Origin of the sequence: Rahnella sp. 2050, assembly GCF_040544515.1 — a bacterium.
Taxonomy (GTDB): Bacteria; Pseudomonadota; Gammaproteobacteria; order Enterobacterales; family Enterobacteriaceae; genus Rahnella; species Rahnella aceris.
On the sequence record NZ_JBEPKE010000001.1, the window covers coordinates 1,062,835 to 1,086,317 of the forward strand.

Sequence of the window (23,483 nt, forward strand, 5' to 3'; positions counted from 1 at the left end):
TCAGCCCGGTAACTGGCTGAATCGCTGTTGCAGAAACTCAACACAGACCCGCAATTTTGCCGAATCCGCCAGCCGCGTGGGATAAACTGCCCAGACGCTGGCGGGTTGGGAATATTGCGGCAGCACCCGCACCAGTTCACCACGGGAAAGATAAGGCTGAACATCCCACTGTGAACGCAAAATGATGCCATGGTGTTTCAGCGCCCACTGTAATACCACTTCGCCACTGTTCGACGAGAGCGCCCCTTTCACCCTGAGGCGGTGTTCCTTGCCTTCTCCCGTAAGCGACCAGATGCCAAAAGGATTGTCGCGCTCTTTGATCACCAGACACTGATGCTGCGCCAGCGCTTGCGGTGAGTCAGGCGTGCCGTGAGCAGCCAGATATTCCTTTGATGCGCAGAGGATCCGCTGGTGCTGCGCCAGTTTTTTGCCGATGTACTGCTCAGGTACGTCATCGCCGACCAGAATTTCCAGATCAATACCTTCCGCGACCAAATCCACCACGCGGTCGAAAAGATCAAGGCGCAGATTGAGTTGCGGATAACGTGCCGCCAGTTCCGCTATCGCCGGAGCCACATGGCAACGTCCGAAACCAAACGAGCTGCAAATATGCACGTTGCCACGCGCTTCACTGCGCGAATCTGACAGGTCACCGATGAACTGATCAAAGGTATCGAGAATTTGTAACGCCCATCGCTGCGTGCGCTCGCCGTCTTCTGTCAGCCGCACCCCCTTTGTTGACCTGTGCAGCAAACGACAGTTGAGCGACTCTTCGAGGATCTGAATACGCTTGCTGACATACGCCGGTGACTGCCCCAGTTCGATAGCGGCAGCGGCAAAACTTTGCTTATTCACTACCGCCAGGAAGACCTGTAAGTCTTCAGCCAGCGGCAAACGCTCACGTTCACTGCTCATGATTAACGTCCGTAAACCGGCTGGTTAAGCTTGTCAGCCTTGTGCACATCACTGCTTTTCACCCCGGCACCGGACAGTTTTTCTTCCGCTTCCTCAATGTCTTCATTGTCGATTTCCAATGATTCCTGATCGATACCCTGAGAAGGCGTCAGCGCCAGTTCCACCAGGATCGGGAAGTGATCTGAACCCATAAAATCAAGACGTTTCAGATCAATCAGGGTGAAATCTTTGCTGTGGAAAACGTGATCCAGCGGCCAGCGCAGGAACGGATAACTGGCATGGAAGGTGTTGTACATGCCACGACCGCGGCGCGGATCCAGCAGGCCGCTGATTTTCATGAACAGCCGCGTGGTGCGCGACCAGGCCACGTCATTCAGGTCGCCGGTGACAATGGTCGGGTAACGCGCTTTCGCTGCCGTGTGTCCGACAGCAACCAGTTCCCCGTCACGACTGGTGGATTCATCCGCTTCTGTCGGGCTGGGCGGCATCGGGTGCAGACAGTGCAAAATCACCTGCTCGCCGGACGGCAGTTCAGCGCGAAAATGCATAGAAGGAATATCATCAGCCACCAGATACTGAATCTTCGCCGCCTGCATCGGCAGGCGCGAATACACATGCATACCGTACAGATTTTCCAGCGGACAGCGCAGGCTGTGCGGATAATCGGCATCCAGTTCTGCCATCTGATCTTCCCACCACTGATCGGTTTCCAGCAGCACCAGAATATCCGGTTGATAATGCCTGACCTGCGCGAGTAATTTTTCCGGCTCACGGTTAGTGGTCAGCACATTGCTGTTCATGATTTTGATGCGCGAATGACCGTTGGGCACCGTTTTCTTCACCTGTACCGGATACAGGCGGGTATAAGGCAAAATCCACCAACTCTGATACGCCATGCAGGCAACGGTCAGGATGATCACCGTGGTGGTGATCGCATCACCGAACGGCATGATCGCCAGTTCAGTCAGCAGAAAAAACAGGCACAGCGAGGCCATCTGTAAACGCGGGAAATCCCAGATACGCACCCACCAGCGCTGATTGCGCGACACAGGAAGAAGCGTCAGCAGGGTCATAATGACCGTCAGTACGCAAATGGTTATTCGTAATGCTTGCATCGGTTATCGGCCCTGATAAAAAAGCAAAAATAATACCCTCAATATGACGGGTATTTTGTTGTTAACCGATTGTGACTGAAAAAGAGGGATATGTCGCCGCCTTCTCCCATCATCAGAAAAAGGCGGCAGATTCAGCAAAGATTATTTTGTGGCGGCGGCCTGATCAGGCACATGGCACCAGTTGTGCTGCTCGACAATCCCGCCATTTGGCGAGGTATAACCGATACAGCCCAGAATGGTGTCATACAGTTTTTCATGGAACGCCGGTTTCTTCTCGGCAGCCATTTTTTGCAGTTGTTGGAAACTGGCCTTGTTCTGATCGTTCGACAGGAATTTGTCCGACGCCCAGACCATGATCGGCACCGTACGTTGCTCGGCTGGCGCATGATCACGCGGTGTACCGTGGAAATGCATGCTTTTCGAAATCGACTCACCGTGATCGGAGGCGTAGAACACGATCGCATTCTTATCGCGTAACTGGTCAAAGACCTGCGACAGGAAGTAATCGGTATACAGCAGTGAATTATCGTAAGCGTTAATCATTTCCCCGGTGGAACAGGAATCATCGATGCCCATACATTCCGGCTTATATTTAGCGAAAGAACGCGGATAACGGTCTGAATACAGATAATGAGAACCCTTGGTATGCAGGATAATCAGATGCTTACCTTTAGGATGGTTATTCATCGAGTCTTTCATTTCATCGATGAGCAGCATGTCATCCACCGGCTTACCGGCGTTGCGCTTTTCAGACGCGATGTTTTCACGCAGTGAATAATCATCCGCACGGGTTTTGTTATAGAACCAGGCTTCACTCTGCATGGAATATAACTCTGAACTCCAGCCATTACTTTTCAGCACGGAAAAGACGTTCATTTCTTTCAGCGTGCGCTGTGGCTCTTCGGATGCCCCGCCTTCGCGGACAAACATACAGCGCAAGGAAAGCTTGGTGGCGGTATCACAGGAATAGCCCTGCAGGGCGACCAAATTTTTCTCTTTGTCGAGATTTGGCGTGTTGTCACGGTCGTAGCCGTACAGCCCCATATGGTCGCGGCGGGCGCTCTCGCCGATCACAAACACCACGTACATATCTTTGGCATCTGCCGGTGCGGTATACGTGAAATGTTTAGCCGGATCGTACAGATTTTTGGTGTCTTCCGCCTGGCTGTAACTGCTGTAAGTATACAAACCCAGCGCCGAAAGCCAGTTTGACGGCGAATACGTGCCGGCAACCACACCGCCATAACTCGCCATCATGCGGTTGTTTACGATGTCGTGGCGATCCTGCACTTTGCCCATCAGTTGCAGCGGCATGTAACAAAGCAGGCCGGAGGCCGCGAGCAGCAGGGTTCTGACCGCCAGTTTTTTAAACGTCGTTTGTTTGAGAGCCGCACCCGGCATTTTGCTCAGCCACAGCAACAGTACCGGCAACAAACTCACCAGCACGGTCCAGGCGATGAAATGTGTTCCGATAGATTCTTTCGACAAATCAATGGAATCAGACGCCAGCGCTGCCGCTAAAATTCCGTAACCGATATCAACGTTAAACAGAATCATGTAGTAACTGGCGGCGGCAGAGGAAATCACGATAGCGGTCATCAGGACACGGAAAACGGTTTTTCCGGTATACGACAGCAACATACAAAGGAAATAGACCAGGGCAAAACAGGCAACCATTTCGACAGCAATCGACAAGGCATTGTCATAATGCAGTTGCTGATAACGACGGATGAAAATCGGAAGGTTTAGCAGAAGCCCCAGGTAAAGTGCAACGAACAAAGAAATGCTCTGTTGCGAAAGTGTACGAATTTTATGCATTGGCAATAACTGGCTCTTTTGTGAGTCTGGCTGCGTTGTACTAACCGCTCATACCGGAGGTTGGAACCCACTCCTTAGGACATATAGACTCCGGGCTGAGCATTTTCGTTCAAACTGAATGGTGACTTCCAATGTGATAATGTAACAAAATTAACGAATCCTTTTTATTTCAATTACATGAAAAAGAAATATTCCGGCTTTTTTTACGCAATTTTTCCCTTTCATTGAGAAACTATTGAGAAAGCTTGCGGTCGGATGCGGGAAAATAAAGGGTAAAACACGTTTCTCCCTGCGCGGAACTGGTTACGCTGACACTTCCCTGATGCAGGGCCATAATGGCCTGAACAATCGACAATCCAAGGCCGCTGGAACTGCCACCTTCGCTACGTGAAGCATCCGCGCGATAGAAGCGGTCGAAAAGTTTTCCGAGTTTTTCCGGCGGAACAGGCTCACCCTGACTGATCACCCGGATATTCATGCCTTTTGCATGGGGTTCGGCGCGCAGCACGATGGCACTTCCCTCGCGGCCATAACGCACCGCATTAGCGACCAGATTACTCAGCGCACGTTGGAAAAGGATCGCATCCGCATGCAAGGTTCCCTCACCTTGCCCGTGAAGCGTCATTTCACGCTCTTCGGCCAGCCCTTCGAAATATTCCTGGATACGGGTAATTTCAGATGAAACATCAATACTGGTGATGGTCAGAACCGAGCGCGCATCGGAAGCGCGCGCCAGGAACAGAATGTTTTCCACCATACGTGAAATGCGTTCCAGCTCTTCTATATTGTTCGCCAGCAGCGTTTCGTATTCTTCCACCGTCCGGGGCTGATATAACGCCACCTGACAATGCCCCATCAGTGCCCCCACCGGGGTGCGGATTTCATGCGCCAGATCGGCGGAAAATTGCGTCAGCCGCTGATACCCCTCGGCGAGCCGGTCCAGCATGTCATTGAAAGAATAAATTAATTGCTGCAATTCCTGCGGCGCATTTTCCGAAGACAGGCGCGTAGACAGACTGGCCGGATGGATCTGCGCCGCTTCATGCGCCATATTGCGCAGCGGCCGCAATCCGCGGCGGATCACCAGATAACCCAGTGCGGCAATCAGCAAATAAGCGAATAACACCGCGCCAATAATTTCCCAGCGGAAAGTCTGCAACAGACGCGACTCCTCGGTCATGAAATGCGCGCCGGTGATTTCAACTGTCCGCCCGTCCTGAATCTGTACCGCCGCACGGGCAAAGCGTACCGGCGTACCATCGGGTGCGGTGAGATGATGCACCGTATTCAGCGTCAGCGGCTGGCCATCAGGCACCGCCGCTACCGGCGGCAATGCCAGCCGCGACGGATTGACGTTGATCAATAGCTTCTCACCGGACAGACGAAACGTCAGGATATCGCGCTCATTGCCAAGCATATTTTCAAACAGGCCGGGATTACGGCTGAGTTGCGACAGCGGGAATTCGTTGGCAAGCAGATGACGGAAATACTGCACACGCCCGCTGACCTGGTAATCCGCGCGGCGTACCAGTTCTTTATCCATCGAGTAATAGAGATAGAAACCGACGGCACTGACCACCATCGAGGCGATCAGCGCGAAAAGTAAGGTGGCGCGAAGCGTCAGCGACATGGCGCGTGTCGGGAGGTGAGTCAATTGACGATCACTCATGTCGCACTTCGCACACGTAACCAATGCCACGCACGGTATGGATCAGTTTCACCTCAAAGCTGCGGTCAACCTTGGCACGCAGACGCTTAATGGCGACATCCACTACATTGGTATCGCTGTCGAAATTCATATCCCAGACCTGCGAGGCGATCATGGTTCGCGACAGAACCTCACCCTCACGGCGCATCAGCAACTGCAGCAACATGAATTCCTTATTGGTCAGTGCGATGGTCTGATCCTGACGGGTCACGCGGCGGCGCAGCACATCAAGATTCAGATCCGCCACCGAATACGCATCCGGCTCACGGGCGGCCGGGCGGCGCAGCAAGGTGCGGATACGCAACACCAGTTCGGTGAAGGAGAACGGTTTGATGAGATAGTCGTCAGCCCCCAGCTCCAGCCCGTGAATGCGATCCTGTACTTCATCGCGGGCGGTGAGAAACAGCACCGGCACGTCGCTCTTTTTGCGCAGGACTTCCATCACCTGCCAGCCGTTCAGCCCCGGCAGCATGACGTCGAGGATCACCGCGTCGTACCCCTCTTCCAGCGCCAGAAACAGGCCGTCGGCACCGTTGCGCGCCAGATCTACGCTGTAACCTGCTTCTGTCAGCCCTTTTTTCAGGTAATCGCCTGTACTGACATCGTCTTCAATCACCAGTATTCGCATTCAGGCCCTCAGCGCCGCATGACCATTCACCTAGAGAATGATTCACCCGAAAGTTTATCAGTTTCGTCAGACACCTTTGATGACAATTTTGTCATCAATTTGTCATCAGCCAATACCGGTTTATCGTCCACTCTTAAGAAAGTTATTCATCACTGGCAGGTTCAGTGATTCATCTAACAGAATGAAAAAACGCTGGAAAATGGAGAATTAATCATGAATGCACCAACACGTCTCGCTGGTCTGTTACTGGGTTCCCTGCTGATGTGCAGCGGGATGACATCGGCATTTGCCGCCGATAATGTGATTAAACCTACACGCGGAACCATTGACTCAGTTAATGACTCATCGGTACAAATCACCACACGTCAGGGCGAAAAACTCGACGTTAAGCTGACCGACCAGACCAAGATCAATGCCGTCACCAAAGGGCAGATCAGCGATATCAAAGCGGACAGCTTCATCGGGACGGCCGCCGTTCCGCAGGCTAATGGCACGCTGAAAGCACTGGAAGTGCACGTATTCGCCCCCAGCCTGCGCGGCAGCGGTGAAGGCTTCAATCCGTTTGAATCCGCCGATGGCAAAATCAATACCATGACCAACGGCACCGTCGGCAAGCTGGTGAACAGCAATGGCCGCACCCTGACCGTGAAATATCACGATGCCGAGAAAACGGTCATTGTGCCTGACGACGTACCGGTTGTACTGCTGGCGCCGGGCGACCGCAGCCTGCTGAAACCGGGCACTAAAATCGTATTGTTTGCCATAAAAGATGACAAAGGTGCACTGGTTGCCCGTGGTATTGCTGCCGGTAAAGACGGCATCGCGCCGCCGATGTAATCCGGCCGAACAACAGGAGATTAAGCGTGAAACCTCAGCTCTCATCGCCCCGGAAGCGCCGGATTCATTCCTGGCCGGTTCGCATTTGTCATTGGATCAATCTGCTGGCAATGATCGGCATGGTGATGAGCGGCTGGGGGATTTATAACGCCGACCCGCTTTTCGCTTTCACTTTCCCGCAGAACACCACCCTCGGCGGCTGGCTGGGTGGCAATATTGCCTGGCATCTGGCGGTAATGTGGCTGCTGGCGGCCAATGCCCTGTTCTATCTGCTGTGGGGCATTTTCAGCGGTCATTTCAGACGCGACTTTTTCCCCTTTTCGCCCCGTACGGTCTGGCGCGATACCGTTCGCGCACTGACATTCAAACTCCCGCACAAGCTGGGTCAGTACAACGCGGTGCAAAAACTGATGTACAGCGGTGTTCTGTTGCTGGGCGCGCTGCTGGTGCTGTCGGGTTTGTCGATCTGGAAACCCGCGCAGTTCAGCGGTCTGGTCTGGTTGTTTGGCGGTTTTGATATCGCCCGTTATGTGCATTTCTTTGCGATGAGCGGCGTACTGCTGTTCGTCATTATTCACGTACTGATGGTTCTGCTGGTGCCGAAAACCTTCGTGGCGATGCTGACCGGCGGCAAAAAAATTAGCACGGAGGACCGAGCCGATGAGTGATAAAACACAGCGGCCAAAAATTATTCTTGAACCCGATCAGCGCAAGCAACTGGTTAATATTCAACGCCGTATGTTATTGCGCTCCGGCCTTACGCTGGGCGCGGTTTCGATGCTTACCGGCTGTAATCTGCAGGACGGCGATCAGGTCGATAAAGTGCTGTGGGCGATGTCCCGCTGGAACGACCGGGTACAAAGCTGGCTGTTCAGCGGCCAGAAACTGGCGCAAACCTATCGCGCCGATCAAATCACCACACCGTTTCGTTTCAACGCGTATTACCCCGAATACAACGTGCCGGAAATCGACATCCCCAATTACCGGCTGGAAGTCTCCGGTTTGGTGCAAAAGAAAGCGCCGTGGACACTGGAACAATTGCAGCGCCTGCCGCAGGAAAGCCAGATCACCCGGCTGATATGCATTGAGGGCTGGAGCGCCATCGGCCAGTGGAAAGGCGTACCGCTGAAAACGTTTCTGCAACACGTCGGCGCGGATCTGACAGCCAAATATGTCGGATTCAAATGTGACGACCGCTATTATTCCAGTATTGATATGGCGACGGCACTGCATCCGCAAACCATTCTGGCTCTGGATTTTGGCGGCAAACCCTTACCCCCCGATTTTGGTTACCCGTTACGCCTGCGGATGCCAACCAAACTCGGCTTTAAAAACGCCAAACATATTGGCGCGATTTTCGTCACCAATGAATATCCCGGCGGCTACTGGGAAGATCAGGGTTATAACTGGTTCAGCGGGATCTGACAGGCATAAAAAAACCGCTCAGCTGAGCGGTTTTTGTTTTCGCGGGAGGGTAACGGCAAAGCGTTACGCTGCGGCGAAGAATTAGAAGCTGTAACCCACGCCTGCGATCCAGGTACCAACATCAACACTGCGGATGCGGGACTGTTCGTAAGACACGTCCAGAGCAACGTTCTGGATTGGGTTGAACTGCAGACCAGCACCGTAAGAGAAACCGTAATCGCTGGTGTCATTTTTTTCACGGTTAGCAGTAGATGCTGCCGCTTCGTTGTACTGGAATTTGCCGTAGCCAACACCCACAACACCGTAGATGGAAACCCAGTCAGCCAGACGGTAAGCAGGACCCGCAGTCAGACCGTAGTATTGTGCTTTACGGTAGTCGCCAGATGCAGGAGAGCTGTCATCTTCGATGTAAGTGAAAGAACCGATAGCGCCCAGTGGGTTGCTATCTTGTTCCCAGCGGTATTTTAAGTTGAAGCCGTTTGCTTTGTTAGCAACGCCTTGTGCGTCACCCTGAGCGTAGCCAGCAGTTACGGTGCTGGTGTCAGCGAAAGCGCTTGAAGAAACGCCCAGTGCAACTACGCAAGCTAATGCGGAAAGACATGCAATTTTTTTCATAAACCACCTCAAAAAGAGAAACCAAAGTAACCTTCACGTTTGAAAATATAACAAAAACTAGTGTGAAACTCTGCCTCAATTAAGATGTCCAAAGCATCATATGGTGTAACAGGAAGTTTCCAGCACACGCTATCCATTTAATTTTATTGGGATTTTAGTCACACAAACTATAAGGTAAACTTATTGAACTTTTTGAGATTAGCAGATAATTCCTAAAAATTTGCTCAAAAAACAAACTATTTTAGGAAGTTTTTTAACAAACACGTTCCGAAAAAAACTTTTTCGTGAGGATTTTTTCTCGCCACTTTTCCCTCTACACTGACAGCGCTTTACCTTTCTTTTCAAAACTATAAATCTGAAGTTTCCGGATTCATGGGATCACCTCAAAAGGCGCAATGGATGACACAGTCAGGACAAAATCAGCCGCAGGATCCGCAGATCGCTCTGCAGGCAGCGACGCATAACAACAGCCCGCCCGTCCCTGCGTTACCGAAAAAAACCTCACCGCTGGTGGCGATTCTGTTGCTACTGATCGCCATGTTGTCATTACAAGGCGGCGCGTCGCTGGCAAAAACGCTTTTCCCGGTGGTCGGCCCGCAGGGTGTCACGGCTCTGCGTCTTGGTATCGGCTCTATTCTGTTGCTGCTCTATTTTCGTCCGTGGCGCCTGAAAATGCGCGGCGGTAATTTGCGTGCACTGATGATGTATGGCCTGGCGCTGGGCTGCATGAACTATTCGTTTTATCTGGCCCTGCGTACCGTGCCGCTGGGCATTGCCGTTGCACTGGAATTTACCGGCCCGCTGGCGGTCGCGATGTTCTCCTCACGCCGTCCGGTGGATTTCATCTGGGTCGTGCTGGCCGTAATCGGGTTACTCTTCCTGTTACCCCTGGGACAAAGTGCCGGCGGTGTTGACCTCAAAGGTGCGTGCTTTGCGCTGATCGCCGGTGGCTGCTGGGCGGTTTATATCCTCGCCGGACAACGTGCTGGCAGCAGTTACGGACCGGGCACCGCCGCGATGGGGTCACTGATTGCGGCGTTAATCTTCTTCCCGATTGGCGCAATCCAGGCACACACCTCTATTTTCAGTTGGGATATTTTACCGCTCGGCTTGCTGATCGCCCTGCTCACTTCCGCCATTCCTTATTCACTGGAAATGATGGCGCTGACCAAACTGCCAGCCAAAACCTTCGGTACGCTGATGAGCATGGAACCGGCGATGGCCGCGCTTTCCGGCATTATCTTCCTCGGTGAATTCCTGACCGCGACGCAGTGGATCGGGCTGGCGGCGATTATCGCGGCTTCCGCCGGTTCAACACTTACCCTGCAGCGCAAAACCAAAATCGAGACGGTGGATATTGCCGGAAATACCCCTTCCGGGAAGTAATTGCACCGCATCGCATAAAAAAGCCACGTCATCCCGATGTGGCTTTTTCTTTTCTATCAGCAGGTTGAAAATTATTTTCATTTATTTCATTTTTCCTGCATCCAAAAGCAGAGGGTCATTCGTATGTATAGATGTGAGGCAAGACCTCACCTCCTAACTGACGAAGGACACCATCATGAAAACATTACTCCGTACCGCAATCTGTGCTTCTCTGCTGCTCAGCACCGCGTCAATGGCTGCAATGATGTCTCAAAGCACCACCATGGTCGGTGGCGCTGAAATGTATCCGTCCAAAAATATCGTAGAAAATGCCCTGAATTCGAAAGACCACACCACGCTGGTGGCGGCGGTAAAAGCAGCAGGACTGGTGGATACGCTGCAGGGCAAAGGCCCGTTCACCGTGTTTGCGCCAACCAACGCCGCGTTTGCCAAATTACCGGCGGGTACCGTGGATAATCTGGTGAAACCAGAAAACAAAGCCACCCTGACCAGCATCCTCACGTATCACGTGGTGGCCGGTAAATATGAAATGAAAGATTTGGAAAAACTGCTGAAAAAAGGCAACGGCACGGCGGAACTGAAAACCGTTAACGGCCAGCCACTGTGGATCCTGAACAACGGACCTCACAATATTCAGCTCAAAGATGGCAAGGGGAATATCGCCAACATCAGTACTTATGACGTCCAGCAGAAGAACGGTGTGATCGACGTCATTGATACCGTCCTGATGCCAAAATAATACCGGCTATACTGAGGGCATGATTTCTCTTATGAAACAGCACCTCAGTAAGTCAGGACGCGCGAATGCATGACAATTTTTTCGTTAAGCCAACACCAGAGAATGCGCCGGAAGTACAGCGCGAACTGATGAGCGCCATGGCCGTTGGCGATCGTCAGGCATTTGAGCAGTTATATCGTCTGACGTCCCCCCGGCTATTCGCCGTCGCATTACGCATGTTGCGGCGACATGCCTGGGCAGAAGAAGTGTTGCACGACAGCTATATCACCGCGTGGAACCGGGCTGCCTCGTATAATCCGGCGCTCAGTTCCCCGATGACCTGGCTTACCCATATTGTCCGCAACCGCGCTATCGACTGGATGCGCGGGAGCGATAACCAGTTAGATGAACTGGACGAGACAATGCATGACGGAGATGCCAGCGACTATGATGACCCCTTGCAACGGCTGCAACAGGACAGTGACGCCAAAATTCTGGCCACCTGCCTCGCACATCTGCCCGCCGAACAAAGACAAAGCCTGATCCTTGCCTATTATCAGGGCCTGTCGCACGGTGAGGTCTCATCGCATCTTCAACAACCTCTGGGGACGATCAAAAGCTGGATACGTCGCGCCCTGGATCACTTAAAGAGCTGCGTAGGACTATGAAAAGCAGAAGCCATTATCATGCCGCCCTGGCGGCTGAATATGCGCTCGGCACCTTGCGCGGCGCGGCCCGGATTCAGTTTGAGCAAAAAATGCAGGAAGACCCTGAACTGGCGGCCGAAGTGGCACGCTGGCAGGAAGCTTTCACGCAACTGGATAATCAGATAACCCCGGTCATCCCACCTGCATCGGTGTGGAAACGCATTCAGCATAACCTTGCGCTGCAACCGGCCAGACTTCCGGCTCCGGCGACACGACCGGTGCGGGCTTATATGGGCTGGGCGCTGGCCGCCGGGCTTGCCGCATTGTTGCTGATCCCCCGCCTGCTGGTTCAGCCAGAAGCGCCAATGCCGGTGGCGATACTGGCCAGCAGCGCCGGTACGCAAAGCGGACAGTGGGTGGTCAGCGCGGACAGAAGCACCCGCAGCCTGTTGCTGACGCCGATCAATGCGCAGAATATCGCCGCAGATCACAGCCTTGAACTGTGGGCCATTCCGCCGGGAGGCAAGCCGCATTCCCTCGGCTTGCTGAATACGCAACAACCGACGCAACTGGCGCTGGCAGCGAAAATGCCGGATGCAGGTTTTACGCTGGCAATAAGCCTCGAGCCTCACGGCGGTTCGCCGACCGGGCAACCGACGGGTGCCGTTTTGTATAGCGGTGCGATGGCGCTTTAAAGGACAGCAGACAGTGATTAACGGCGGGTATTATCCCGCCGTTATATTTCAATATTAAATACGGCAAACTGTTATGCCGACTGGTCATATTCCATACCAGAACAAAGTCCCGGTAAAAATATATCCGCACACTGTCACTTACATTTAAAAATATCTTTCCCCACGTAATGAAAATAATTATCAGTCTTAGTTTATTTTAGCAGATTAATAGAAGTGGAAGTTCAGGAGGAATCCTATCCACCTTATAAATCAGCATGATAAGCTGGAAGTGAAATCACAGCAGAGCTTATAAGACACACGCTATCAGAACGATAGGAATGTACGCCCTGCAAATTTTCAATTTATTGCTATACTGAATGCAGTTACGAAATACATTAGTAGCAATTAATTTTAATGAAACAAGGAGATATGTGTATGAGTACCGCTAAACTGGTCAAAACGAAATCTTCTGAGCTTATCTACACACGCAATGATTTAGATGAAAGCGTCAAACTCAATACTATCAAGGTGCTGAACCGTCTGGTGACTGAATACATCGATCTGTCGCTGATCACCAAACAAGCTCACTGGAACATGCGTGGCGCAAACTTTATTGCCGTACACGAAATGCTTGATGGTTTCCGTACCGCGATTATTGACCATCAGGACACCATCGCAGAACGTGTGGTGCAGTTAGGTGGTGTGGCGCTGGGTACCGTGCAGGTTGTTAACGATAAAACCCCGCTGAAAAGTTACCCGACCAACATCCATACCGTGCAGGAACATCTGAAAGCCCTGGCGGAACGTTATGGTGTTGTCGCGAACGATACCCGTAAGGCTATCGGCGAAGTGGAAGATGAAGACACCGCAGATATTTTCACCGCTGCATCGCGCGACCTGGATAAATTCCTGTGGTTCATCGAATCAAATATTGAGTAACAATGTGCTCTGACCGCGGGATCATACGGCGGTAAAATGAGCGATTAACAAGAAAAGGCCGGTGACGAAAGTCACTGGCCTTTTCATTTTCGATAACAAATACCTGTATCCTCTTCTGGCGAATTGCACTTAAAACCCCTCTTACGCTGTAACTTTACATCTACATTTAATAATCCCGCTGATAAATAGTTACATTTTCAACTACATTCTCAACTTCACCCCCTGGAACCGGTTTCATTATCCCACTGATAAACTTAATGTTTATTTTCCTCCTAAGAGAATTCTTAAACCAATAGGCGGTGTGAATGATTTAATACAAATTAATAGCTCAAAGCAATTTTACATAACCGTGATCACACCTGAAACTTGCTGAAATATTTTTTCGCAACCTTTGCATTTTTGTGAAAAACACCTGCCAACCTAACCTGATAAAAATTAAAGATAATTTACAGGGATGTGACAACGCATTATCCCCCTAAATGCAACTTACGGAAAAGTGACTCCCCTGCTGCGGCAGCATCAAAGATGTGCCGCCTCCCACAATCCGACCCGATTCCGAGCGCATTGGCTGCTGTAAGCCAGGGGCGGTAGCGTGGAAAATGTAAAAAACTGGAATAATCTGATGGCACGTAGTGGCTTAGAAGTACAAAAAGCGGCGGTGAAAGCGCTGTTTTTAAGGGAAATCAAAACCCGTTTTGGTAAGTACCGGTTAGGGTATCTGTGGGCAGCGCTGGAGCCGATGGCACATATGTTGATTATGCTGGCCATTTTTGGCTACGTGATGCACCGCACTATGCCGGATATTTCGTTTCCGGTTTTCCTGATCAACGGCATTATCCCTTTCTTTGTATTTAGCAATATTACCAACCGTTCTATTGGCGCGATTGAAGCCAACCAGGGTTTGTTTAATTACCGCCCGGTTCGCCCTGTGGATACCATCATCGCCAGAGCAATGCTGGAAGCGCTGATATACGCGGTCGTGTACGTGTTACTTATGGCCATTGTCGGCCTGCTGGGCGAAGAGTTTGAAGTCACAAAGCTTATTACTCTGATTCTGGTCTGGGTACTTTTAGTGCTGTTCTCCTGCGGTATGGGCTTAATATTTATGGTGGTCGGAAAGTCATTCCCGGAGACCGAAAAGTTCCTGCCTATTTTGATTAAGCCTCTCTATTTCATTTCCTGCATTATGTTTTCTTTGCATAACATACCGAAGGAATACTGGCCTTACCTGCTGTGGAACCCTATCGTCCACGTGGTTGAGCTTTGCCGCGAATCAGTCGTACCGGGTTATATCAGTGAAGGCGTCAGCCTGAATTATCTGGCTGCCTGTACTCTGGTTGTATTGTTTATCGGCCTGGCCCTCTACCGGAATCGTGAAGAGGCGATGCTGACATCATGATAAAAATCGAAAACCTGACAAAATCCTACCGCACACCGAAAGGCCGCCATTACGTTTTTAAAGATCTCAATGTTGAGCTGCCTTCAGGTAAAAGCGTGGCGTTGATTGGCCGCAACGGCGCGGGTAAATCAACATTATTACGCGTCATCGGCGGCATTGACCGCCCGGATTCCGGCAAAATTCACACGGAGAAAACCATTTCCTGGCCGGTTGGCCTGGCCGGCGGATTTCAGGGAAGCCTGACCGGACGTGAAAATGTAAAATTCGTCGCCCGCCTCTATTCCACACCAGATCAGTTACGTGAAAAAGTCGCCTTTGTCGAAGAGTTTGCCGAACTGGGCAAATACTTTGATATGCCGATTAAAACCTATTCTTCCGGTATGAAATCCCGTCTGGGTTTTGGCCTGAGCATGGCATTTAAATTTGATTACTATCTTGTCGATGAAGTCACCGCAGTCGGCGATGCCAGATTTAAACAAAAATGCGCAGACTTATTCAAAGCGCGACATGAGGAAGCCAGCTTTCTGATGGTTTCACATAGCCTCGGATCACTGAAAGAGTTTTGCGATGTGGCTTTGTTTATTGGAAGGGATAATAAAGTGAAGTACTTCGAATCGGTTGATGAAGCTATTACCACTTATAAAAATGATGAAGGGATATGAATAATAGTGCTTCTCATTGCAATGTCATAGTCCCCATGTGAGCGAAGTTGTTCAGTATCTTACTTAAAGAGAAGTGTCATCGTTTTTCACTGTAGGTTTTTTATCACATGAAAAAACTAAAAAAATTTATCAAAAGTCCTGGAGTTTTCTTTAGGGATTATTTTAACAAGAGATACCCGATAGTTAGGAATGAGATTCAGTGTCCTGAATTAGAAGAAAACGTATTAATCAAGCATAACCTTGCTATTGAAAACCTGTTGCCTATTAATTTCCCTATCGATGTGGTATTTACATGGGTTGATGATTCAGACATTAAGTGGAAAGAGAAGTATAAAAACTATAAGTCTGAAGTTGATATTGAAAAGTTAGGTAATTTCTCCACTGATAATGCGCGTTTTAACAATCATGATGAACTGCGTTATTCAATTAAAAGCATTGAGCTTTATTTGCCTTGGGTAAGAAATATTTTTATTATCACAGATAATCAAAATCCTTTGCGATGTGAATCAAACAAGAAAATAAAAATTATTGATCATAAAGAAATCATTGATGATAAATATCTCCCAACCTTTAACTCACATGTCATTGAGGCGCACTTACACAAAGTGCCTAATCTTGCTGAGCATTTCATCTATTTTAATGATGATGTCTTCGTCGCAAGACCACTGCCGCCGGGACATTTTTTCAAAAGCAATGGCCTTTCTTCATTATTTATCTCTCGAAAAAGCCTAAAAAATATGTCCTTAAAAGGCACTGAGACGCCGACGTTATCTGCATCTACAAAGTCGGCGAAAATATTCGATGAAGATTTCAATATAAATATTGACACTCCGTTAGTGCATACATATGTACCGTTGCAAAAAAGTTTTTTTGAGCTGGCATGGAAAGAATATGAAACTGAGATAACACTTTTTCTGTCAAACAAGTTTCGAACCAATAATGATATCAATATGGCAACTTTTTTTGTGCCATGGTTAGCGTATATCAAAGGCAAAGCAACTTTAGAAAGAGACGTATGCCATTATTTCAACATTCGCTCTAAAGCTGCCCGCAGCTATTATAAATCTCTGAAGATAAAAAAAATAACTGGCGAACAACCTCATTCATTTTGTGCAAATGACTTTAACTCCGAAACGGCAAATTTAGATAATTATAAAGAGCATCTTAAAGAAGCACTTGAAGATCAATTCAATTCCTCTTCTAGAAAAAAATAACATCGGAATAAAAAATGAAGATTATTATTTTTTTTATATTAATATATTCCAGTATTGTGCATGCTCAAAACCTTGCTGATATAGTTTCAAAAAATAACAATAACATAATTAACTCAAAAAAACTTTTCGCAGAAAAATTTACTTGCTTTCCATCCAGCACAAAAAAAATAATGCAATCGTTCTTTTTTGACGACAATGAAAATACTATTTGGTTAAGTTTTGACAATAAAGAACACGACAGCCAACTACTAGAAGAGTATGACAACAGTAAAAAATTAATATCTCAAATGATATTTTCCAATACAGATTCAATCGGACACCTTGATGGGCTATTCGTTAAAAACTCGGTAATTACAACGACCAACTCTTACAAGTCCCCATCTGTAATATTATTACATAAAAACAAAATCATAAAAAAATACACTTACTCTCAAAAAATATATGGAAATCAAATAATTGCCATGGATAGAAACAGCCCTCTCAAAGTAATTGTTTGGGCCTCGAGTGAAAGTCGTAAAAAAGTCATATATATGGGTGATTTAGATGTTGAAGAAAACATTATTCACTTAATGCCAACTAAAATTAACTTCCCACAAAATGAAGTAATGCAGGGACTTGCATTAGATGCCGGTTCAATATACGCGTTAACGGGATCTCCAAATAATACCATTAAATTATATAACTGGAATGGAAAAGGTTTTAGGAAAAAAACAGTCACAGAAATAGATATAAGTAAGGTTATAAAGGGAGGGGAATATAGATACGAAGCGGAAGGGATAAATATTATAAAATCAACAGGAAAGTTAAGCTTATTAATCGGCCTAGCATTAATAGACAAAAATGATCACTATAAAAACTGTATTGCTAATATTTCAACACAATAAATTCAAGGCATTCTCATGGATATTCGAGAAAAACAAGCATTAGTTTCTGTCATCATACCGGTTTACAAAACTGAAAAATATCTTGCTGAATGTATAGATTCAGTTATTATTCAAAAGTTAAGTAAAAAACACACAAAATATTATATTGAAATAATTTGTGTTAATGATGGTTCGCCTGATAATTCAAAAAATATTTTACTAAAGTACATGGCTGACCACTCTAATATTATATTATTAGAGCAACAAAATTCAGGTCAATCAGTTGCAAGAAACAATGCCCTAGGTATTGCGAAAGGTAAATATATTATGTTCCTGGACTCCGATGACCTTCTTCCACAAGATGCAATTTCATCACTCATAGCAATTGCAGAAGAAACTAAGTCAGAGGTTATTGTTTCTCATAGTAAAGCATTTAATAGCCGACGATCTTGGTATATCGAGGCTCACTCTGAAGTGGCATCAGCATCGTTACGAAAAGTAAAATTCTTTCATAAGTCTATACTAATGAATACTCCTCCACCTTGGGGGAAATTATATAGTAAGAATTTATTAACTAGAAACGATATAAAATTCCCAGTGGGGATTAAACTGGCAGAGGATTGGATTTTCGTTATTAGTGCAATGTATAAGGCAAACCATATTTCTTCCACACCAGCAGTAACCTATTTATATCGTGGAAGAGATGATGAGGATAATCCGTCATGTACACAAATCGTTAATGAAAAAGTGTTTGAGGATTTAATTAAAGTTTATGCACTAACAAATCAGTTCAAACTACCACCAAGACAAACATGGCTGGCTAAATTATTTATCTTGCGTGGAATACTTTATAGATTAACAAAATTTTCAGCTGACAATAATTTCTTAGCATGCAAAAAAATATATCAAGAGTTGAATACGTTCCTCAAAAAATCTATTGGATACGATATTTTAAAAGTTTTTACACCCTCCCGACGCTTACCCATGATTCTGATTTATCATGGTTATTACTCTGAAGCCCACAGAATTTTAAATAAGAAGTATCAAAAAAGTTGTCTTAAACATGCTGCAATCGTTAAAGACAATCTCATTATTGAAGACTATTTACTATTAAAATCGAAGAATAGCCTTAGATCAAGAATCTCCTTCAAAGTAAAGAAAATAATCAAATCACACAAAAAATTATCTTGGAACATTCAATATAAAACTGCATCACTTGTTGCCAGAACATTCTATAGAAAAAGAAATATTTGCTTGATTGGTGAGCGTCTAGGTAATACAGCAAATGACTCCAGCTACCATTTATTTAAATACGCTCAAAATTCATTTCCTCGTAAAAACAAACTATTAAAATTCGAATATTTTTATGTCATAAAGAAAGATGCACCTACAGCTATAAATATAATCAATAACTCTAATGTTGTTTATTATGGCTCTTTAAAACATTTTATAATATTCCACGCAGCAAAAAAATACATCTTCAGCGATAGTATGAGAGACATATTTTTCCGATGGAAAGATGTTGCTTCTCAGCACATTACCAAACCACGATATTTTCTTCAGCATGGAATTTTTGCTTTAAACAGAGCAACTGGTTACTATGATCAAAACTCAATGGAAAAGCGTCTAGAATTACCACATAAATTCATTGTTAGTTCAGAGCATGAACGTAATCTAGTTTGTAAAAACTTTGGGTTTGAAAAAAATCAAGTTGCAGTTACTGGACTTTCAAGATTTGATTTTCTACCAAAGAAAAAAAATTCCCCAACGAAAAAAATATTTATTATGTTTACCTGGAGAGATAACTTAAGTCGAATGTCTACAGAGCAATTTCAGCAATCCTCTTATTATAAAAAATTGATAGAACTATTATCCAACCCTCTAATCAATAAACTTTTACAAAATTATGGATACACGCTAGAAGCTTGTTTACATCACAAATTGCATAAATATTTGCGTACTACCACCCATTTATCCGGTTATAAAATACATAGTATGAACGACGTTGATGTTCAATCACTTATAATAAATTCTGACATGATGATAACTGACTACTCATCGGCTTCTTTCGATATGCTTTACCAGAACAAGCCCGTCTTATATTATTGGTTTGATCAAGAAAAATTTTTTGCCGCCCGCGGCGGACCATTAATCAATCCATTAACGGATATGCCTGGGACAATATCTAAAGATATAAATGACTTGTATTTTAATCTGGAAAAAATGATCAAGAACAATTGCCTAATGGAAAAGGCAGACCATGATAAATCAAAAATATTCTTTAAATACAAAGATAATTTAAATAGTAAAAGAATCCTAGATTTAATTGAGGAAAATTAAATGTCAGAAAATTATTACTTTGGTTACGATGCACCTCCTGAAGATATGTTTATTAGCAAGGAAGAAGTCAATTACATCGAGCTTGGTTCTTTGATCGATTTTTTAACTGAAGATAAAGTTCTCTCCTTAGCGGTTGATGATTCTTTTTATTTTAGCTTTGCAACATTTTTAACAAATATAACAAATATAACAAATGTATATATTTCTTTTATTGGTAATATTGGGAGTAAGTTAAATTGCAAACAAAAAGAAAAAACTTTAGAATTCATCAATCTAATTCCAGAGCATGTAAACATTGATATAATAGAAAGCATCGATCATGTAGAATTGCTAGGCAATAATTTTTTACCTACTAAAATAAATAATGTTATGCGAGTAAACACATCGCTAAACTCAGTCACCAAAATATTGGCAAGTAACTCTTTAGAACTACAAATTGATACAACTATTTTGGGAAGTTGTGATTCAAGAGATATACTACGAGTATATAAAGACACTTACAAGAAGAACACCTTCAAGATAAATTCATACATATCAAATAATAGCATTGCATCTTTATTGGCTCAAAAAATAGACTACAACGAAAAGAAGATTAATATAAAAAGTGAATTTCTAACTCAGTGCGTCAAACATGATCTCGATAAAACTACATTAGAGCAAACAATAAAATCCCTTCAAAAAGAGTCTTTATTTATTATTGACTTGATGGATGAAAGATTTGATTTATTAATTTACAATGACAGTGTAATTACAAACTCATGGAGCTTTCGAAGCACTGAAGCTAAAAATGAATTAAAAGCAGAGACAACTTTAAATTTTAACTCTAAAGAAAAACTTGAGATATCTATTAATGCCATTTCAAATTTGATATCACTAGCCTCAGAAATAATCCCCTCAAAGAACATAATCATTAATAAGGTATTTATGTGCTCACATTATTTTGACGGGGAGAAATTCATAAAATTTGACAAAGTCAAATACACAATTGATGAATATAATAGTTTCGTAGAATATATTTACGATCATATTAAAATCAATCATAGCGGTGTTACTCAATTAGACTCACCCTATTACATTTCTTTCTGTGATTCAAATCACTTATGGGGCGCGCATCCTTATCACTATAACAATACTTTTTACCTCTCAAGAGCAAAGCAATTAAAATTATTAGCCATGCGAGAATGATTTTACTACTCATCATTATAACAAATGCCTTAAAAATTTAATGAAGTATGCATGTGTGATTTGATGATATTATCGTCCCCTTCATTCTGAATATTATTTTTTATCTTCTCAAACTTATTCCCCTCCACCACATTATTATCCGCATAATCGTTAAAGTATTTACCGGAACTGTCCCTCGGTTTATCCCCGCAATCAAATCCTGATAAGTCCCGGTTCTGCCGGGATGCCAGCCAGATGCCTACGGGTTCATTCACAAAGGTATTGTTGCGAATAACGTTGTAGTCGCTGTGCTGCCAGCGGATCACAGATTTTCCTGTGCTGAAATGCTCGCCGCAGTTCTTATACAGAAACACACCCCCTGCCCCGTTGGATTCAAAACGGTTGCCTTCAATCAGGTTGTAAGCAGACGAATCGACGGCTAATCCTTCACGCTTCCCCTTGCCGAAACGCTCATGGCCGTTGTCGATGATCTGGTTATCCACGACTTTATTATTACGCGAGGAATGCTCCAGGTAGATACCGGACATATACGAGTCGCGGACAATCGAGTGGCTTAACGTTGAATGAGTCACGTAATCGTCAAAGTAAATTCCTACGCGTCCGCTGCCGGTCACTTCAACATTCTCAAGAGTTATCCGTGTCGGTGTCCGGCGGTAGTTCTCTTCGTGGTTCGGGCTGAGTTTATTGGCTGCGATGTCTGAAGTGATACGGATGCCGCTGCGGGTGAAGTGTCGCACTTTGCAGTTACGGACGGTGACATCGGATAATGGCTTACCCTTGCTGTTGATCAGTATGCCAAAAGGGCGTTCATTGTCCCCCTCCAGCACCGCTCCCCGGCAATCTAACGTGGTGTTGCTGCTGGTGATGATGACCGCTTCTTTATAAACGCAGTGAGGGGACAGCGTGGTGTTGCCGCGCACCTCAGGCAATTCGCACTCATGAGAGTGCATCGAGGGAACTGCACCGGCACAGGCAGAAAGAAATAAAGGCAGAAGAACAGCTAATGAGAAATATGCACAGGGTGGAACTGATAAACGTTTTTGCATCTGTGCATATTCCTCTGCCTGTTTTTGAAGGTTAATCGTTATGAAGGCTGATGTTTGGTGTAATTCATAATCAGTTTCTGACTGATAAATACCGGGTGATATGGGTTATCAGTCGCTGTGGCGATATCCACTTTATTGCCACCATAAAATACGGCGTTAATCTGCGTATTCTTCAGCAAGTATAGCCGGAACTGCTTAAACAGCTTCGCATCGGGTTTAAACCCTGACTGCCAGAACTGGTTCAGATGTCCCTGATACGTAATGCCTTTAATGTCATACAGCGCGTTGCCCATCACTTTCAGCGGCTTGTTATGAATAAGCGCAGAGAGACCCGCGGTGCTGTTAATGGTAACAACCGCTTTGGAATGCGTCAGCAACTCAGGCATCGGCAGGTCATGCACGTAGATTACGCGATGATTAATGCCGTATTTTTTACCAAGCTGGCGGATCAGCGGCCCGTATAAGCGGTGCCCTCTGTCCATCGGGTGATGTTTGATCACCAGATACTCAGCGGAAGGGGCTTTTTTGGCAAACGAGTGCATCACTTCATTGATGTAATCACGCACATCCTGATACGGGCTGTGATTGCGGATCTGACTGTCGTTATACACCTGCAAAATGGCCAGATAATATCGCTGATCCAGATCCGTCTGCAGTTGCTGCAAAATGTTGCGCTGGCGGAAGGCGTACAGCTTTTTACGCCAGGCAGCACGGGTCCAGCAGCGCGCCTCATACCACGGCGAGAAGGATTTGTGATGGCGATATTTTGGGAAGTCGTGCCGGTAGCGCCAGCCCGCCAGGTAATACACGGCCGCATGACGCACGCGCTGCCAGCCTGAAGGTTTCAGCTGTTCAACTTCCGGCATGGTCATTTCAGGCAGGCTGCGGTAGAACTCCGCATCGCGTGGCAGGCCGGAATAGGCATTCACGCCATTCTGCTCCAGCGTGATGTAATGCGGGCGCAGATACCCCTCCTCAAACGCGAGGAAGCGTATGCCTTTAGCCTGTGCCCAGCGTTTTGCCGCCTGATGCAGCGGACGACAATCCCCGAAACACACGATGGTATCGAAGTCGTAATCCTGCCAGGTGGCTTTCAGCCAGGTCGGAAACTCTTTTGGCGTTTGCTGGTACAAGCGGTATTCACGCTTTCGCGAATACACCCTGTCACCGCCGTTAAAGACGACATTCACCGCCTCACGCCCCAGAGACTCCAGCCACTGAGCTAAATCGCTGAAGAAAGGCCCCATCGGCCCCTGCAACAGCAAATATTTTTTCCCAGAAAGTAATGTCGTAAGCGCCTTACTGTCCATTTCAGTCCGTTTCCATTAATGCAATAAGCTTGTAGTAAG

At 46.4% G+C, this 23,483-nt stretch carries 22 protein-coding genes; 14 read left to right on the forward strand and 8 right to left on the reverse strand.

Going from position 1 to position 23,483, the window contains the following annotated elements; all coding sequences use genetic code 11:
* The 5 genes from ABIC79_RS04705 to ABIC79_RS04725 all read right to left on the reverse strand — a co-directional run bounded on the left by ABIC79_RS04705 (position 1) and on the right by ABIC79_RS04725 (position 6,184).
* Positions 1 to 915, reverse strand: a complete 915-nt coding sequence (locus ABIC79_RS04705; protein ID WP_354566593.1) for a LysR substrate-binding domain-containing protein — start codon at positions 913 to 915, stop codon at positions 1 to 3.
* 2 nt (positions 916 to 917) lie between these two features.
* The gene (locus tag ABIC79_RS04710; protein WP_241917243.1) at positions 918 to 2,030 is read right to left on the reverse strand and encodes an endonuclease/exonuclease/phosphatase family protein; all 1,113 of its coding nucleotides are present in this window, start codon (positions 2,028 to 2,030) and stop codon (positions 918 to 920) included.
* 141 nt (positions 2,031 to 2,171) lie between these two features.
* The gene (eptB, locus tag ABIC79_RS04715) at positions 2,172 to 3,848 is read right to left on the reverse strand and encodes a kdo(2)-lipid A phosphoethanolamine 7''-transferase (RefSeq protein WP_112198492.1); all 1,677 of its coding nucleotides are present in this window, start codon (positions 3,846 to 3,848) and stop codon (positions 2,172 to 2,174) included.
* A gap of 232 nt (positions 3,849 to 4,080) precedes the next feature.
* On the reverse strand, positions 4,081 to 5,517 hold the full coding sequence (locus tag ABIC79_RS04720) for a heavy metal sensor histidine kinase (protein ID WP_354566594.1): 1,437 nt from the start codon (positions 5,515 to 5,517) through the stop codon (positions 4,081 to 4,083).
* Positions 5,510 to 6,184, reverse strand: a complete 675-nt coding sequence (locus ABIC79_RS04725; protein WP_013574706.1) for a heavy metal response regulator transcription factor — start codon at positions 6,182 to 6,184, stop codon at positions 5,510 to 5,512. Before ABIC79_RS04725 ends, ABIC79_RS04720 begins: the two co-directional genes overlap by 8 nt.
* 213 nt (positions 6,185 to 6,397) lie before the next feature.
* Between ABIC79_RS04725 and ABIC79_RS04730 the strand changes: the two genes are divergently transcribed.
* From ABIC79_RS04730 to ABIC79_RS04740, 3 genes are read left to right on the forward strand one after another with little or no spacing between them, the layout of a single operon-like run.
* Entirely contained in the window at positions 6,398 to 7,021 is a 624-nt protein-coding gene (locus tag ABIC79_RS04730; protein WP_013574705.1) for a hypothetical protein, read from the forward strand.
* Between the two features lie 26 nt (positions 7,022 to 7,047).
* Positions 7,048 to 7,689, forward strand: coding sequence for a cytochrome b/b6 domain-containing protein (locus tag ABIC79_RS04735; protein ID WP_119261412.1), 642 nt, complete (start codon positions 7,048 to 7,050; stop codon positions 7,687 to 7,689).
* Positions 7,682 to 8,446: a molybdopterin-dependent oxidoreductase gene (locus ABIC79_RS04740; RefSeq protein WP_013574703.1), complete on the forward strand. Its 765-nt coding sequence runs from the start codon at positions 7,682 to 7,684 to the stop codon at positions 8,444 to 8,446. The genes ABIC79_RS04735 and ABIC79_RS04740 overlap by 8 nt, the downstream gene beginning before the upstream one ends.
* A gap of 81 nt (positions 8,447 to 8,527) precedes the next feature.
* Here the strand turns inward: ABIC79_RS04740 and ompX are convergent, their stop codons facing one another.
* Positions 8,528 to 9,061 (reverse strand): outer membrane protein OmpX, encoded by a 534-nt coding sequence (ompX, locus tag ABIC79_RS04745; RefSeq protein ID WP_013574702.1) that lies wholly within the window; start codon positions 9,059 to 9,061, stop codon positions 8,528 to 8,530.
* Positions 9,062 to 9,460: 399 nt separating this feature from the next.
* Here ompX and rhtA point away from each other — a divergent pair, with 399 nt between their 5' ends.
* The 11 genes from rhtA to ABIC79_RS04800 all read left to right on the forward strand — a co-directional run bounded on the left by rhtA (position 9,461) and on the right by ABIC79_RS04800 (position 21,088).
* Positions 9,461 to 10,447: a threonine/homoserine exporter RhtA gene (rhtA, locus tag ABIC79_RS04750; protein WP_013574701.1), complete on the forward strand. Its 987-nt coding sequence runs from the start codon at positions 9,461 to 9,463 to the stop codon at positions 10,445 to 10,447.
* A gap of 175 nt (positions 10,448 to 10,622) precedes the next feature.
* Positions 10,623 to 11,186: a fasciclin domain-containing protein gene (locus ABIC79_RS04755; RefSeq protein WP_013574699.1), complete on the forward strand. Its 564-nt coding sequence runs from the start codon at positions 10,623 to 10,625 to the stop codon at positions 11,184 to 11,186.
* Between the two features lie 65 nt (positions 11,187 to 11,251).
* The gene (locus tag ABIC79_RS04760) at positions 11,252 to 11,833 is read left to right on the forward strand and encodes a sigma-70 family RNA polymerase sigma factor (RefSeq protein WP_013574698.1); all 582 of its coding nucleotides are present in this window, start codon (positions 11,252 to 11,254) and stop codon (positions 11,831 to 11,833) included.
* A complete protein-coding gene (locus ABIC79_RS04765) occupies positions 11,830 to 12,507 on the forward strand; it encodes an anti-sigma factor (RefSeq protein WP_013574697.1) in 678 nt (225 codons plus the stop codon). The genes ABIC79_RS04760 and ABIC79_RS04765 overlap by 4 nt, the downstream gene beginning before the upstream one ends.
* 414 nt (positions 12,508 to 12,921) lie before the next feature.
* Entirely contained in the window at positions 12,922 to 13,425 is a 504-nt protein-coding gene (dps, locus tag ABIC79_RS04770; RefSeq protein WP_015689551.1) for a DNA starvation/stationary phase protection protein Dps, read from the forward strand.
* A 622-nt stretch (positions 13,426 to 14,047) separates the two neighbouring features.
* Entirely contained in the window at positions 14,048 to 14,824 is a 777-nt protein-coding gene (locus tag ABIC79_RS04775; RefSeq protein ID WP_013574695.1) for an ABC transporter permease, read from the forward strand.
* Positions 14,821 to 15,486 (forward strand): ABC transporter ATP-binding protein, encoded by a 666-nt coding sequence (locus ABIC79_RS04780; RefSeq protein WP_013574694.1) that lies wholly within the window; start codon positions 14,821 to 14,823, stop codon positions 15,484 to 15,486. The genes ABIC79_RS04775 and ABIC79_RS04780 overlap by 4 nt, the downstream gene beginning before the upstream one ends.
* 107 nt (positions 15,487 to 15,593) lie before the next feature.
* Entirely contained in the window at positions 15,594 to 16,700 is a 1,107-nt protein-coding gene (locus ABIC79_RS04785; RefSeq protein ID WP_112197085.1) for a stealth family protein, read from the forward strand.
* Between the two features lie 14 nt (positions 16,701 to 16,714).
* On the forward strand, positions 16,715 to 17,584 hold the full coding sequence (locus tag ABIC79_RS04790) for a phage baseplate protein (RefSeq protein ID WP_112197084.1): 870 nt from the start codon (positions 16,715 to 16,717) through the stop codon (positions 17,582 to 17,584).
* Between the two features lie 15 nt (positions 17,585 to 17,599).
* Positions 17,600 to 19,903, forward strand: a complete 2,304-nt coding sequence (locus ABIC79_RS04795) for a bifunctional glycosyltransferase/CDP-glycerol:glycerophosphate glycerophosphotransferase (RefSeq protein ID WP_112197083.1) — start codon at positions 17,600 to 17,602, stop codon at positions 19,901 to 19,903.
* Entirely contained in the window at positions 19,904 to 21,088 is a 1,185-nt protein-coding gene (locus ABIC79_RS04800; protein ID WP_112197082.1) for a DUF6270 domain-containing protein, read from the forward strand.
* Between the two features lie 29 nt (positions 21,089 to 21,117).
* Here the strand turns inward: ABIC79_RS04800 and ABIC79_RS04805 are convergent, their stop codons facing one another.
* Entirely contained in the window at positions 21,118 to 22,008 is an 891-nt protein-coding gene (locus ABIC79_RS04805; RefSeq protein ID WP_354566663.1) for a right-handed parallel beta-helix repeat-containing protein, read from the reverse strand.
* A gap of 164 nt (positions 22,009 to 22,172) precedes the next feature.
* Positions 22,173 to 23,444 carry a capsule polysaccharide biogenesis protein gene (locus ABIC79_RS04810; RefSeq protein WP_354566595.1) on the reverse strand — a complete coding sequence of 424 codons (1,272 nt, stop codon included), beginning with the start codon at positions 23,442 to 23,444 and terminating at the stop codon, positions 22,173 to 22,175.
* Between the last annotated feature and the right edge of the window lie 39 nt (positions 23,445 to 23,483).

Bases quoted from the DNA above. Each gene is read 5' to 3' on its own strand.
- ABIC79_RS04705 (WP_354566593.1), bottom strand. From the start codon at position 915: ATGAGCAGTGAACGTGAGCGTTTGCCGCTGGCTGAAGACTTACAGGTC.
- ABIC79_RS04710 (WP_241917243.1), bottom strand. From the start codon at position 2,030: ATGCAAGCATTACGAATAACCATTTGCGTACTGACGGTCATTATGACC.
- eptB (WP_112198492.1), bottom strand. From the start codon at position 3,848: ATGCATAAAATTCGTACACTTTCGCAACAGAGCATTTCTTTGTTCGTT.
- ABIC79_RS04720 (WP_354566594.1), bottom strand. From the start codon at position 5,517: ATGAGTGATCGTCAATTGACTCACCTCCCGACACGCGCCATGTCGCTG.
- ABIC79_RS04725 (WP_013574706.1), bottom strand. From the start codon at position 6,184: ATGCGAATACTGGTGATTGAAGACGATGTCAGTACAGGCGATTACCTG.
- ABIC79_RS04730 (WP_013574705.1), top strand. From the start codon at position 6,398: ATGAATGCACCAACACGTCTCGCTGGTCTGTTACTGGGTTCCCTGCTG.
- ABIC79_RS04740 (WP_013574703.1), top strand. From the start codon at position 7,682: ATGAGTGATAAAACACAGCGGCCAAAAATTATTCTTGAACCCGATCAG.
- ompX (WP_013574702.1), bottom strand. From the start codon at position 9,061: ATGAAAAAAATTGCATGTCTTTCCGCATTAGCTTGCGTAGTTGCACTG.
- rhtA (WP_013574701.1), top strand. From the start codon at position 9,461: ATGACACAGTCAGGACAAAATCAGCCGCAGGATCCGCAGATCGCTCTG.
- ABIC79_RS04755 (WP_013574699.1), top strand. From the start codon at position 10,623: ATGAAAACATTACTCCGTACCGCAATCTGTGCTTCTCTGCTGCTCAGC.
- ABIC79_RS04760 (WP_013574698.1), top strand. From the start codon at position 11,252: ATGCATGACAATTTTTTCGTTAAGCCAACACCAGAGAATGCGCCGGAA.
- ABIC79_RS04765 (WP_013574697.1), top strand. From the start codon at position 11,830: ATGAAAAGCAGAAGCCATTATCATGCCGCCCTGGCGGCTGAATATGCG.
- dps (WP_015689551.1), top strand. From the start codon at position 12,922: ATGAGTACCGCTAAACTGGTCAAAACGAAATCTTCTGAGCTTATCTAC.
- ABIC79_RS04775 (WP_013574695.1), top strand. From the start codon at position 14,048: ATGGCACGTAGTGGCTTAGAAGTACAAAAAGCGGCGGTGAAAGCGCTG.
- ABIC79_RS04780 (WP_013574694.1), top strand. From the start codon at position 14,821: ATGATAAAAATCGAAAACCTGACAAAATCCTACCGCACACCGAAAGGC.
- ABIC79_RS04785 (WP_112197085.1), top strand. From the start codon at position 15,594: ATGAAAAAACTAAAAAAATTTATCAAAAGTCCTGGAGTTTTCTTTAGG.
- ABIC79_RS04790 (WP_112197084.1), top strand. From the start codon at position 16,715: ATGAAGATTATTATTTTTTTTATATTAATATATTCCAGTATTGTGCAT.
- ABIC79_RS04795 (WP_112197083.1), top strand. From the start codon at position 17,600: ATGGATATTCGAGAAAAACAAGCATTAGTTTCTGTCATCATACCGGTT.
- ABIC79_RS04800 (WP_112197082.1), top strand. From the start codon at position 19,904: ATGTCAGAAAATTATTACTTTGGTTACGATGCACCTCCTGAAGATATG.
- ABIC79_RS04810 (WP_354566595.1), bottom strand. From the start codon at position 23,444: ATGGACAGTAAGGCGCTTACGACATTACTTTCTGGGAAAAAATATTTG.